Source organism: uncultured Jatrophihabitans sp., from assembly GCF_964244045.1.
Lineage (GTDB): Bacteria > Actinomycetota > Actinomycetes > Mycobacteriales > Jatrophihabitantaceae > Jatrophihabitans.
Map to the genome: position 1 here is coordinate 42,600 of NZ_CAXTHK010000017.1, position 12,902 is coordinate 55,501.

A 12,902-nucleotide genomic window follows, 5' to 3' on the forward strand; every position below is an offset into this window, starting at 1 on the left:
GTCGGGGCCGCGGCGACGAATCGGCGCTGCCCGCGAAGTCTGCGTCGGGTCGCTCCGCGGCCCGGTCGGTCGTGCGCTGGCGACTTGCTACGGCGGTGTCGTCGCCTGGTCTCGATCCGTGACCAGAGGGTCACCGATCTCACCGGCGTCGTCGAGCGGTCCCTGCGCCAGGCGGGCCGCGATAGGCGGCCCGGTCGGGGCGAGACCGGCGACGTCGCGCAATGCGACGACGACATCGTCGGGCCGCACGGTAGGGGTCACCTGTCGCACGACCGTGACCAGTATCGCACGTTCGCTCAGATCACCGGCTGCAGCCACACCGGGCACGGCTGCTAGGACGATCATCGACAGCACCGGCGCACGGGTGTCGAGCTCGCGCCGGCCGGACTTGGTCATCCTCTCGACGGTAATTTGCGAGGTGGCCAGGAAGGTCTCGACGGCAGCCTGCGCCTGTGTCACGGAGACGCCCGGCAACTCGATGCGCCAGCGTGAGGCGTGCATCCGCTCGGCCAGCGAACCGGGTCCGGCGACCACGACCTCGTCGATATCAAGCCCGTCGGGCAGCACCGCGTCGAGCGCACTGCGCACGGCCTCAGGGTCGATCTCTCGGGCCAACCCGATCTCGAGGTACTCGGCCTCGCTGGCCACGCCCGTCGGCGCGGCGCCCACGTAGCTGATCTTCGGGTGCGGCGAGAAGCCGGCCGAATAGGCCATCGGGATCTCGGCGCGCCGCAGAGCCCGCTCGAAGGCCCGGGCGAAGTCCCGATGCGAGGTGAACCGCAGCCGTCCGCGCTTGGCGTAGCGCAGGCGCAACCGCTGCACCGTCGGCGGGGGCGGTGGGCCTTCTGGGACGCGGCGGGCCATGCCACCAGGGTCGCAGACGACCAGGGCGCGACGGGCGACACGGGGTCCGGGGACGCAGCGGCGAAAGCGACGCGTTGCGCAAAGTGGTGGTCACCGGCTCGTACTCGGGAGCATGGCGCGCGTGAGACCGTTGGCCGTCTCCCGCCACCGCACCGCTGCGTTTGGACCGCTTGGGCGCGTGCTGGGCTGCTGGCTGCTTTCGTCGAGTGCCCTGTGGATGTTCACGGTGTCGGTCGGTGTCTTCGCGTACCACCGAGGCGGCGCCAATGGCATCGCGGTGGTCAGCGTGGCGCGGTTGGTTCCGGCCCTGCTCGCCGCACCCGGCGGGGGCGCGCTCTCCGACCATCTCGATCGCGGGCCGCCTCGTCGCCACCAGCAGCGCGTTGTGCGCGGCTGCTTACGCCATGACCGGGGCCATCGTTCTGGGCATCGGGCCGACGGCCGGCGTCGTTGTCGCCTGCGCGCTGGCCAGCGTCGCCGGTGCGGCGGTCCGTCCGTCGCTGGAATCGTTGCTGCCTGCCCTGTGCTGCCCTGTGCCGGACGCCGGCTGAGGTCACCCGAGCGACGGCGCTGTGGAACGTCGTCGACTCGGCCGGCTTCCTGCTCGGCGCCGGCGTCGGCGGCCTGCTCCTGGCCGCTCTCCGATTGGGTCAGGTAATCGCCGTCGCCGAAGGACTCGTCCTGCTGGCGGCCGCCCTGACGTCGTCGTTGCCGGCCGTGGTGGCGACCCAGGTGGACACCCCCGACGACGAGCTGGCCGGCGCGCTCGCCGGGCTGCGCGCGGTACGCAGGTCGCGGATGCTGCACGCCCCACTCGCGATCTTCGTGGGGTTGCTGCTGCTCGAGGGCACCAGTGACGTCCAGCTGGTGGCTTTGGCGATGGGCCCGTTGCATCTCGGTTCCGGCGGCCCCGGGCTGCTCTACGCGGTGTGGGGTGCCGGCGGCCTGGCGGGCAGCGGCGTCCTGCTGCTGGTGGTGCGCAGGGCCGGCTACGGCCTGGCCCTGCTGGTCGGGGCGCTCACGTTCGGGGTGGCACTGGCGGTGTCGGGGCTGCACGGCGCCACCCTGGCCGGGGTAGCCGGCAGCCTGGTTATGAGGTAGTCGAGTACGCCCGCATCCAGCGCCCGGGTGACGCCTTCGGCGAGATCGCCCTGTTGCGTGACGTGCCCCGGACCGCGACCGTGCGAGCCCGGACCGACGGAGCGCTGTGGGCAGTGTCGCGCCCGAGCTTCGTGGCCGCGGTCGGGGCGGTCGCCGACGCCCGTGCCTTGGCCGAGGACGTCGCCGCGCAGCACCTGACCCGCCCGCGGGTGTCCTGACCTGCGGCGGCGTCAGGCCTTCGGCAGAAGGGGCAGCAGCGAGCGGCCGGTCGGGCCGATCTGGATGTCGGTGCCCATGTTCGAGCACACGCCGCAGTCGTAGCATGGCGTCCAGCGACAGTCGTCCTGCTCGAACTCACCCAGCGCGTCCTGCCAGTCGTCCCAGAGCCACTGCTTGTCGAGCCCGGAGTCGAGGTGGTCCCAGGGCAGGACCTCGTCGCCGTCGCGCTCGCGGGTCGTGTACCAGTCCATGTCGATGCCGGCCGCTGCGGCGGCATCCATCCAGCGGCGGTAGGAGAAGTGCTCGGACCAGCCGTCGAAGCGGCCACCGTCGCGCCACACCTGCTCGATGACGGCGCCGACCCGACGGTCGCCGCGCGACAGCAGGCCCTCGACCATCGACGGCTCGCCGTCGTGGTAACGCATGCCGACGTTGCGGCCGAGCTTGGACGAGTTGATCGCCGCGCGCAGCTTGGCCAGCCGGGCGTCGACGACCTCGGGCGAGGCCTGCGCGGCCCACTGGAACGGGGTGTGCGGTTTGGGGACGAACCCGCCGATCGACACGGTGCAGCGGATGTCCTTGTGCCCGGCTGCCTCACGCCCGGCGCGGATGACATCGTGCGCCATCTCGGCGATCTCCAGGACGTCCTCGTCGGTCTCGGTGGGCAGGCCACACATGAAGTAGAGCTTCACCTGCCGCCAGCCGTTGCCGTACGCGGTGCTGACCGTGTTGATCAGGTCGTCCTTGCTGACCATCTTGTTGATCACGCGACGCAGCCGCTCGCTGCCGCCCTCGGGGGCGAACGTCAGCCCCGAGCGGCGGCCGTTGCGGCTGATCTCGTTGGCGAGGTCGATGTTGAACGCGTCGACGCGGGTCGAGGGCAGCGACAACCCGACCTTCTGATCGGCGTACCGATCGGCCAGCTGCTTGGTCAGCGGCCCGATCTCGGAGTGATCGGCGCTCGACAACGAGAGAAGTCCGACCTCCTCGAAGCCGGTGGCGGCCAGGCCGCGGGCGACCATCTCGCCGATGCCGTCGATGCTGCGCTCGCGTACCGGACGGGTGATCATGCCGGCCTGGCAGAAGCGGCAGCCACGGGTGCAGCCACGGAAGATCTCGACCGACATCCGCTCGTGCACCGACTCGGCCAGCGGGACCAGCGGCGTCTTCGGGTACGGCCAGGAGTCGAGGTCCATGACCGTGTGCTTGCTGACGCGCTCGGGGACGCCCAGTCGGTTCGGCCTCACGGCAGCGATCCGGCCGTCGGGGAGGTAACCGACGTCGTAGAAGCGCGGCACGTAGTTGCCGCCGGTGGCGGCCAGGCGCAACAATACCTCGTCGCGGCCACCGGGGCGCCCATCGGCCTTCCACGTCTTGACGATCTCGGTGATGACGCCGACGGCCTGCTCGCCGTCGCCGAGCACCGCGATGTCGATGAAGTCGGCGATCGGCTCGGGGTTGAACGCCGCGTGCCCGCCTGCCACAACGATCGGATGCGTCTCGTCGCGGTCGGCGGCGCGCAGCGGGATGCCGGCGAGATCGAGCGCGGTGAGCATGTTCGTGTAGCCGAGCTCGGTCGAGAAGGACAGCCCCAGCAGGTCGAATGCACCGACGGGGCGATGGTTGTCGACGGTGAACTGCGGGATGCCGTGCTCGCGCAGCAAGGCCTCGAGGTCGGGCCACACCGCATACGTGCGCTCGGCCAGCGCGTCGTCGCGCTCGTTGATGACCTCGTAGAGGATCTGGACGCCCTGATTCGGGACGCCGACCTCGTAGGCGTCGGGGTACATCAACGCCCAGCGGAGCGCCACCGAGTCCCAGTCCTTGCTTCGGGCGTTGAGCTCGCCACCGACGTACTGGATCGGCTTGCTGACCCGAGGGAGCAAGGGTTCCAGGAGGGGAAAAAGCGACTCAACGGGCACGGGATACCACTCTACGTGCCGGCGCGGCCTCAGACCTTGGGTTTGCCGGGCTCGTAGAGCCAGGTCCGGAAGAACGACGTCAGGTCGCGGTGCGCCACTCGGGAGGCGTAGGCGGTGAACTGCGCGACGGTGGCGTTGCCTTGCCGGTGGGCGGCGACCCAGCCGCGCAGGATCCGAAAGTACGTAGGATCACCGAGCTTCTCGCGCAGCGCCTGCAGCGTGCCGGCGCCGCGGTCGTAGACCGAGTCGGCGAACATCTGCTTCGCCGAGCCGGGCCGGCCGGGCGGCGGGTTCCATTCGTCTTTGTTCGAAGCCGGGATGGCCAGCAGTTCGTCCAGATGCCTGGCGGCCGTCTTGATGCCTGCGTGCTCGTCCCAGAGCCAGGACGAGAACTCGGCGAAGCCCTCGTTGAGCCAGATGTCGCGCCACTTCCGCACGGACACGCCGTCGCCGAACCACTGGTGCGCCAGTTCGTGCGACAGCGTCTGGACGCTGGGCGAGCGGTCGAACAGCGGGCGGGACGCGGTCTCTAGCGCGTAACCCACCTTGTGCGCATGGTCGACGATGGCGCCGGTCTGCGCGAAGGGGTAGGGACCGAAGACGCTGCTGAAGTACTCGACGATGGCCGGGAGCTTGCGCAGCACGGTGAAGGCTTGCTTCTCCTGCGGCGCCACGGCGAGGTAGTACGGGATGCCCGACGGGGTGCGGCCGGTACGGACGGTGAAGTTGCCGATCGTCGCGGTGATCAGGTAGTCCGACACGGGCGTGGCCAGCGCCCAACGCCAGGTCGTGGTCTTCGCGTACCGAGTGACACCGACGAGGCGCCCGTTCGACACGGCCTTCAGCCCGCGCGGCACGGTGATCGACACGCGGTAGGTGGCCTTGTCGCGCGGGATGTTGTTCACCGGGAACCACGTCGGCGACCCCTGCGGCTCGCTGGCCACGAAGGCGCCGTCGCCGGTGGTGATGAAGCCGTCGAGCGAGCCGTCGGGATCGGTGATCGGCTTGGCCGTTCCCGCGTAGCGCACGACGACCGTGAACGTGTGCCCATTGGCGATGACGCGCCCCGGCGTGACGACCAGTTCCTGCACGAGCTTCGCCGGCTGCACGAAGGCGGCCGCGCGCCCGTCCACCCGGACCGACGACACCTGCAGATTGCGGCGCAGGTCGAGGTCGAAGCGCGACAGCGCCTGGGTGCTGCGCGCCCGGATGGTGGCTACACCCACGAGGTGCTTCGTGGCCGGTGTGTAGCGGATGGCCAAGGTGTACGAGCCGACGTCGTACCCGCCGTTGCCCTGCCGGGGGAAGTACGGATCGCCCCCGTACCGGCTGCCCGGCCGCGGCGAGCTCGCGTCCGCGGCCGGCGCAGTGAGCGTCGCGGACAGCAACGCGAGCGGTAGCAACAGTGCAAGAACACGTCGGGCGGATCCCATGAGCGGCATGCTGTCACGTCCATCCCCGACCGCGGAGTTGGAGAGGCAGGATGGCCGGGTGACCGTCCGCCCGCTCATGCGCCCGCGCACCGATTCGGTGCCGCCGCAGGTGCTGCTGCTCGGCGCGGTCACGTCCGTCCAGATCGGCTCGGCGTTCGCCGACCGCATCTTCGCGCACGCCGGACCGGGCGGGGTGGCCTTTCTGCGGGTGCTGTTCACCGCGCTCGTACTGCTCGTCGTCGCCCGTCCCTCCCTGCGCGGGCGCACCCGGGGCGAGATCAGGCTGGTGGGCGCCTACGGCCTGGCCCTGACGGCGATGAACTGGTCGTTCTACGAGGCGCTGGACCACCTGCCGCTGGGCGTGGCGGTGACCATCGAGTTCACGGGGCCGCTCGCCGTCGCGGTGGCCGGTTCGCGGCGCGCGCTCGACGTGCTCTGGGTCACCCTCGCGGCGGCCGGCGTCGTCCTGCTCGCCACCCGCAGCGGCGATCAGGGGGTCGAGGCGATCGGGGTGGTGCTGGCGCTCGTCGCAGCGTCGTGCTGGGCCGCGTACATCCTGCTCATGAAGCGGGTGGGCACCAGCTTCGGCGCCCTCGAAGCACTGGCGATCGGCATGTCGTTCGGCACCGCCCTCGTACTGCCGGCCGGCATCGTCCAGGGCGGCACGGCCCTGCTGTCCCCCGGCGTCCTCGGCGCCTGTCTCGGCGTCGCTGTGCTGTCGTCACTCATCCCGTACACGCTCGAGCTCGTCGCACTGCGGCGGCTGAGCACGGCCGTGTTCGGGCTGCTGATGAGCGTCGAACCCGCGGTCGCGGCGCTGGCCGGGGTGGTGGTCCTGGGCCAGGATCTCACTGCGGTGCTGGTGATCGCCCTCGTCCTGGTGATCGCCGCGAGCGCCGGGGCCACCCTCACCGGACGGGGCAAGATCGCACCCGCCGACGGCTGACCGGCTCAGGCCACGCTGCGCCGGTGCACGGCCTGCAGCAGCCCGACGGCCAGCGCCTGGGCGAACATCGACGAGCCGCCGTAGGACACGAACGGCAACGGCACGCCGGTGACCGGCATCAGACCCAGGTTCATGCCGATGTTCTGGAAGGCCTGAAAAGCAAACCAGCAGACAATTCCGGTGGCGATCAGCCGGCCCACCGCATCGCTGTCCCGGGCGATGCGTAGGCCCCGCCAACACAGCAGGCCGAACAGCGCGACGATGGCGCCCGTACCGACGAGCCCGAACTCCTCGCCCGCAACCGAGAAGACGAAGTCGGTCTGCTGCTCGGGGACGTAGCCGCCGTTGGTCTGCGGGCCGTGGAACAACCCCTTGCCGAACAGCCCGCCGTTGGCAATGGCGATGTGGGCCTGTGCGACGTTGTAGCCGTCGCCCTTCAGGTCGTGACCCGGGTTGGCGAACTCGCGGAAGCGGGCCAGCTGGTAGTCGGCCAGCAGCCCGGCCTTCACCGCGAGGACGGACACCAGCACGCCGACGACGATCAGCCCGATCGTCCACCGCGCCGGCACGTCCGCGGTGATCAGGACACCGAACGCCGCGCACGACAGCACCATCGCCGAGCCGAGATCGGGCTGCAGCATGATCAGCGCGAAGGGCACCGCGATCAGCCCGAGCGCCAGTACGACGTCGTGCGTCGTGGGTGAACCATCGTCATCGCGCTGCTCGGCGCGCTGGGTGAAGTACACGGCCATGCCGACCACGAGCCCCAGCTTCATGAACTCGGCGGGCTGGATCTCGACGCTGCTGCCGAGGCGGATCCAGGCGTGCGCACCGTTGACCGTGGTGCCCGCAACCATGACGAGCAGCAGGCCGCCGAGGCTCGCTAAATAGACGAGCGGGCCGACCAGGCGCAGCAACCGGGCGTCGACGCGGGAGGCGGCCAGCAGCAGGCCGGCAGCGATCACGATGTTGACCAGGTGCCGGTACAGGAACGACTGCGGGTTGCCGCCTAGCGCTTCCTGGGTGTCGCGGGTGGCGGCCCACACGAGCACGCTGCCGATCAGGGCCAGGGCGAGCGTGATGACGGCCAGCGGAATGTCGTAACCCCGCGCCCGCTTCTCGAGCGGCAACGCCATCGGCGTGAGAACGAAGGGTGCGCGTGGGTCGCGAGCGGCAAGGGTCACTTGTGCGTCCCGGTGGTGGGGGCGATGGTCGGCAACGTGGTCTCGGGCGTACCACCGGCGATGATCGGTTGGGCGCCGTTGACACCGAAGATGCCGTCCCAGATGCGCTTCTCCATCGGCCCGGCAGCCGTGGCGCCGGTGCCGGCCTGCTCGATCATGCCGGCCATGACGAAGTGCGCACGGGTGTTGCCCTTGGCGTCCTTGTAGGTCGGGCCCCAGCTGACCAGCCAGGACGTGTCCTGCTTGCCGTAGACCTCTGCGGTGCCGGTCTTGCCGCCGAGCTTGTTCTGGTACTTGGAACCGATGTAGGCGAACGCGCCGGACACCGCGTACCCGCGGCTGAAGGACAGCGAATTGGCGATGTAGTTCATGGTCTTCTGGCTGACCGGCACCGTGTTGCGCACCTTCGGCGTGATCGTTTCGACGACCTTGCCGTCGGGCCCGACGACGCCCCAGCCGAACGTCGGCTCGTAGATCTTGCCGCCGTTGAGCATTGCTGAGTAGGCCATGGCCAGCTGCAGCGGCGACATCGTCGTCTCGCCCTGCCCGATGGACATGTCGGCATTGTCACCGGCCCGGTAGCGCCAGCCGTCCGTGCAGTTCTGCGAAGCCAACAGTGTCAGGTAGGCGCGGTCGGTCGGGTTCTCGACCTCGGGGTAACCGCGCTTGGCCTCGGCGCAGTACGTCGTGCGGTTGGCCCGCCAGCGTGCGAGGCGGGTCTCACGATCGGCATAGCTGCCGGCAGACTGCTCGCCGCTGGGCAGGTCGACGCCTGGGCTACGCCCGACGCCGAACTGGGCGGCCATCCGCTGCAGGTACTCGCGTGCGGGCTTGCCCTTGGCCAGCCGCGCCTGATCGGTGTAGTACTCGTCGGCGGTGGGCCGGTAGAAGAACGTGTCGCAGGAGTAGCCGAGCGCGTCGCGCAGCGTGATGTTGCCGAGCACCTCGGAGTCGTAGTTCGTCTTCACCCGGCCGTCGATGGTCAGCGAGCCGGGGCAGCTGTAGGTCCTGTTCAGCGAGAGCTCGTGATGGGTGACCAGCGAGGACGACGTGATCAGCTTGAACGTCGAACCCGGTGCGTACTCCCCGGCGATGGCGCGGTTCAGCAGCGGGGTGCCCGAGCTGTCCGACGTCAACGTGCGGTAGTCCTCGTCGGAGATGCCGCCGATGAACACCGACGGGTCGTAGGTCGGGTAGCTGGCCAAGGCGACGATGCGTCCGGTGTTCGGGTCCATGATCACGACGGAGCCCGACGGTGCCGGCTTGCCGGCCTTGCGGGAGTCGCGGATCTGCTGGGCCAGCGAGTGTTCGGCCAATGCCTGCAGGCGCGCGTCGATGCTGGTGACCAGCGTGCTGCCCTGCCTCGCCGCCACCCGGTCGCCGCTGCCGACGGTCAGGCCCTGCGGGTTGAGCTGCACGTACTGCGTTCCGTCGGTGCCGCGCAGCACCGAGTCGTACTGCTCCTCCAGGCCCGACGCGCCGATGGTGTCCTCGTCATTGAGCTTGGCGTCACTCTTGACGTCGCCGGCCGTGACGTCGCTGGTGTAGCCGAGCACCTGCGCGGCAAGCGATCCGCCCGGGTACGTCGGCTGACTGATGGTGACCACCGAGACACCGGGGAACAGCTCGCGGTGCTCGCTGATGGCCAGCACGACTTTGGTCGGCACCTTGGTCGCCACCGTCACCGGCGCGTACGGCTGCCCCGTGGAGCACGGCGCGGACACCTTCGGCGAGCAGGGTGTGATCTCCTTCGCCAAGCTCGCCGCTGTCGTCCCGAGCAGAGCGCCCAGCCGGGTGAGCACGGCCTGCCCTTTGTCGGCGCGCCGCTGCAGGACGTCGCGGGTGACGGTGATCGTCTGCACGGTGGTGTTGCCGACCAGGACCCGGCCCTGCGCGTCGACGATCTGGCCGCGCGGCGCGGTCAGCACGATGGCCCCGTCGTGCGTGGCTTGCGCCGTCTGGGTCGGCTTGTGCGGGTCGAGCAGCTGGACGTAGTACAGCCGCGCGAACAGCGTCAACATCATCGACACGACGAGCGCGACAACGATGCCGAGCCGGCGGGGCGTGGGTGGTCGGCGCGCGGAGGCACGCGGGCGGGGCGGACGTCCACCGCTCGGGGCACCGGGTCGAACCAGCGTCGCGTTAGCCACGGCCGACGCCGGCCAGGTCGGTGTAGACGGCGGCCGGCTTGCGCAGCACGTCGGTGTGCAGCATGCGGCGCACGAGCGCAAGCACGGCGAACGCCAGGACGACGTCACCGATCGCGGAGGGCACGAGGTCTCGTACAGCGTCGAATGCGGCGGCCCGGCTGCTGACGAGGGCGAGGACGAGCGTGGCGACGCTGCTGCCGACGCCGCTGACGACGCCGGCCGTCACGGCGTCGCGGCGCAGGCTGTGCCGGTCGGCAACCAGCCCGCACAGCAGGCCGACGCCCATCCAGACAAGGGCGAACACGCCGGCCGGGTGGGCCGAGCCGAGGTCGGCGACGAGCCCGGCGGTGAAGCCGAAGCCCAGTCCGGTGGCCGGTCCGTCGACGAGCCCGACCGTGGCCACGAGCACGAGCGGCAGGCTCACCGCGTAGGGCGCGACGACGGGGCCGACGATGCCGGCCTGCAGGAGCAGCGCGGTGAGGATGCCAGCCACCGCCACCGCGACACGTCCGCGCGTCACCGCCCCACCCCCTTGGTGATCAACAGCGCCGAAACGTCGGTTCCCGACGTTTCGGCGCTGTTGATCACAGACCAGGGGGGGGTCATCGGTTCGGGGTGATCGGGTCGCGGCCGGCGACCGTCGTCGCGGCCTGGGTGATCAAGCCGACGAGGTCGACGGCGGTGGGCGACGAGGTGGGTCGCACGGTGGCGTGGGTGGAGCCGTCGGACGCGGTCCGCACGGCGGTCACCGTGCCCACGGACAGGCCGGCGACGTAGCTGCTCGAGCCGGTCGGCCCGGTGATCAACCGGTCACCAACGTGCACGGTCGCCTCGGGGTCGAGCGGCTGGAAGACGAGGCCGTTGTAGCGGTTGCCGGTGGCCACGCCGATCTCGCCGGTCCGGGTGTCGCGTACGCCGACGCCCGAGTCGGGGTCCGCGGCGAGCAGCACGACCGAGCTATGCGCGTCGGCGTGCAGCACCCGACCCACGAGCCCGGACCCGTCGGTCACCGTCTGCCCGACCTTGGCCCCGTCCGCGGTGCCGACGTCGACGGTGACCGTCCAGTCGAAGCCCTGGCCGGGTCCGAACGCGACGACACGTGCGGGCAGCAGCGTGTGGTCGGTGCCGTCGGCCGCGCGCTGCAGACGGGCCAGCTGGCTGCTCGTGCTCCGGTCGGAGGCCTGCGCGTTCAGGCGTCCGCGCAGCACAGTGTTCTCGTGCTGCAGGCTGTCGATCTTGCTCTGGTTCGTACCGGCCGATGGCAAGCCCGTCAGCCAGGCGCGTACCGGACCGAGCACCGCATCGGTTCCGCGGTACAGCGAGCCGAGGGTGCCGCGTACGCCACTGTGCGCCTCACGCAGGCTGCCGCCGCCGACGTCGAGGGTGATGAAACAGAGCGCGACGACGGCGAGGACGAGGGCCGACGTCCGTTGCCGACGGGTGAGCTGACGCACGGGCAGCCGGGATCAGCGTCGGTGGCCGTCGACGACGACACGGTGCAGCTGGTCGAAGTGCTCGACGACGGTCGCGGTGCCGAGGACCACGGAATCGAGAGGGCGCTCGGCGACCTGGACGGGCACGCCGAGCTCGTGCTGCAACCGGGCGTCCATGCCGCGCAGTAGGGCGCCACCACCGGTGAGGACGATGCCACCGGAGAAGAGGTCGCCCGAGAGCTCGGGCGGGCACCGGTCGAGCGTCGCACGCACGGCGGCCACGATGCGCACGATGGGGGGGTCCATGGCCTTGCGCAACTCGTCGGCGGAGATGGCGACGTTGCGCGGCAGTCCGGTGCTGACCTCGCGGCCGCGGATCTCGGCCGTCTTCGGTCCGGAGGTCGGAAAGGCGGAGCCGACGCTGATCTTGAGTTCCTCAGCCGTCCGGTCACCGACCAACAGCGAGAATTCTGCCCGGACAAAGTCGACGATCGCGGTGTCCAGCGCGTCCCCGGCCACCTTGACGCTCGTCGAGGCGACGATCCCGCCCAGGGCGAGGATGGCGACCTCGGTGGTGCCGCCGCCGATGTCGACCACCATCGACCCGGACGGCTGGTTGACGGGCAGGCCGGCGCCGATCGCAGCCGCCATCGGCTCGGAGATCGTGTGCACCTTGCGGGCACCGGCGGCGTACGCGGCCTCGCTGACCGCGCGCTGCTCGACGCTGGTGATGCCCGACGGCACGCACACCACGATGCGCGGACCGGTCAGCGCGCCGCGGCGACGCAGCACTTTGCGCACGAAGTAGCGCAGCATCTCGGAGGTGACGTCGTAGTCGGCGATGACGCCGTCCTGCAAGGGGCGCACGGCGCGGATGTGGTCGGGGGTGCGGCCGATCATGCGCTTGGCCTCGGCACCGACGGCGACCACTGAGTTCGTCGTGATGTCGACCGCGACGACCGATGGCTCGTTGAGCATGATGCCGCGACCGCGGGCGTAGATCAGCGTGTTCGCCGTGCCGAGGTCGATAGCCAGATCGCCGCCGAGCAGGTCACCGCCGCGCTGCGAGACGCGCGAGGCCATCGCACGTCGAGCGAGCGGGGTGAACGTCACGGGCAACCCAATCCAGATTCGACGCAGAGACAGCCTGTGGCGATCGTAGGGTCGCTCGGACCGTGATCAGCGCTGCGACGCGCGGGTCTGATGGTGCTGTTGTGACTAACCCTCGGTTGCTTCGCCGAACCACAGGCCGATCTCGCGTTCGGCCGATTCCGTCGCGTCCGAGCCGTGCACGAGGTTCTGCTGCACCTTCGAGCCCCAGTCGCGGCCAAGATCGCCGCGGATGGTGCCGGGTGCCGCAGTGGTCGGGTCGGTGGCACCGGCCAGCGAGCGGAAGCCCTCGACGACGCGCTCGCCCTCGACGACCATCGCGACCACGGGACCGGACAGCATGAACTCGACCAGCGGCTCGTAGAACGGTTTGCCGACGTGCTCGGCGTAATGCTGCTCGAGCAGCTCGGGCGTTGCGGTTCGCAGTTCCAGCGCAGCCACCACGTAGCCCTTGCTCTCGATGCGCCTGATCACCTCGCCGGACAGGCCGCGGCGCACGCCGTCGGGCTTGACGAGGACGAGGGTGCGTTCGCTGCTCAC

General features: G+C 70.4%; 12 protein-coding genes. 3 read left to right on the plus strand and 9 right to left on the minus strand.

Translation table 11 applies throughout. The annotated features are described in order from the left end of the window. Positions 1-87: 87 nt before the first annotated feature. Positions 88-864, minus strand: a complete 777-nt coding sequence (locus tag ACFFC4_RS13590; RefSeq protein WP_375501714.1) for a TIGR03936 family radical SAM-associated protein — start codon at positions 862-864, stop codon at positions 88-90. Positions 865-1,344: 480 nt separating this feature from the next. Here ACFFC4_RS13590 and ACFFC4_RS13595 point away from each other — a divergent pair, with 480 nt between their 5' ends. Together ACFFC4_RS13595 and ACFFC4_RS13600 are read left to right on the plus strand one after the other, a co-directional pair. Continuing rightward, on the plus strand, positions 1,345-1,965 hold the full coding sequence (locus tag ACFFC4_RS13595; protein ID WP_375501716.1) for a hypothetical protein: 621 nt from the start codon (positions 1,345-1,347) through the stop codon (positions 1,963-1,965). A gap of 14 nt (positions 1,966-1,979) precedes the next feature. Continuing rightward, a complete protein-coding gene (locus ACFFC4_RS13600) occupies positions 1,980-2,183 on the plus strand; it encodes a cyclic nucleotide-binding domain-containing protein (protein ID WP_375501796.1) in 204 nt (67 codons plus the stop codon). Positions 2,184-2,195: 12 nt separating this feature from the next. Here ACFFC4_RS13600 and ACFFC4_RS13605 read toward each other — a convergent pair whose 3' ends face one another. Continuing rightward, on the minus strand, positions 2,196-4,106 hold the full coding sequence (locus ACFFC4_RS13605; protein ID WP_375501718.1) for a TIGR03960 family B12-binding radical SAM protein: 1,911 nt from the start codon (positions 4,104-4,106) through the stop codon (positions 2,196-2,198). Between the two features lie 29 nt (positions 4,107-4,135). After that, positions 4,136-5,539, minus strand: a complete 1,404-nt coding sequence (locus tag ACFFC4_RS13610; RefSeq protein ID WP_375501720.1) for a M1 family metallopeptidase — start codon at positions 5,537-5,539, stop codon at positions 4,136-4,138. Positions 5,540-5,597: 58 nt separating this feature from the next. Here ACFFC4_RS13610 and ACFFC4_RS13615 point away from each other — a divergent pair, with 58 nt between their 5' ends. After that, positions 5,598-6,485, plus strand: coding sequence for a DMT family transporter (locus ACFFC4_RS13615; protein WP_375501722.1), 888 nt, complete (start codon positions 5,598-5,600; stop codon positions 6,483-6,485). Between the two features lie 5 nt (positions 6,486-6,490). On the opposite strand, the gene rodA is transcribed toward ACFFC4_RS13615, so the two are convergent. The 6 genes from rodA to ndk form a co-directional block, all read right to left on the minus strand. Then, the gene (gene rodA / locus ACFFC4_RS13620; protein WP_375501724.1) at positions 6,491-7,669 is read right to left on the minus strand and encodes a rod shape-determining protein RodA; all 1,179 of its coding nucleotides are present in this window, start codon (positions 7,667-7,669) and stop codon (positions 6,491-6,493) included. Continuing rightward, a complete protein-coding gene (locus ACFFC4_RS13625; protein ID WP_375501798.1) occupies positions 7,666-9,693 on the minus strand; it encodes a penicillin-binding transpeptidase domain-containing protein in 2,028 nt (675 codons plus the stop codon). The genes rodA and ACFFC4_RS13625 overlap by 4 nt, the downstream gene beginning before the upstream one ends. Positions 9,694-9,811: 118 nt before the next feature. After that, a complete protein-coding gene (locus tag ACFFC4_RS13630; protein WP_375501726.1) occupies positions 9,812-10,339 on the minus strand; it encodes a hypothetical protein in 528 nt (175 codons plus the stop codon). Positions 10,340-10,421: 82 nt separating this feature from the next. Beyond that, on the minus strand, positions 10,422-11,273 hold the full coding sequence (gene mreC / locus ACFFC4_RS13635; protein ID WP_375501728.1) for a rod shape-determining protein MreC: 852 nt from the start codon (positions 11,271-11,273) through the stop codon (positions 10,422-10,424). Between the two features lie 12 nt (positions 11,274-11,285). After that, positions 11,286-12,335, minus strand: coding sequence for a rod shape-determining protein (locus ACFFC4_RS13640; RefSeq protein ID WP_375501800.1), 1,050 nt, complete (start codon positions 12,333-12,335; stop codon positions 11,286-11,288). A gap of 135 nt (positions 12,336-12,470) precedes the next feature. Then, on the minus strand, positions 12,471-12,902 hold the full coding sequence (gene ndk / locus ACFFC4_RS13645) for a nucleoside-diphosphate kinase (RefSeq protein WP_375501730.1): 432 nt from the start codon (positions 12,900-12,902) through the stop codon (positions 12,471-12,473).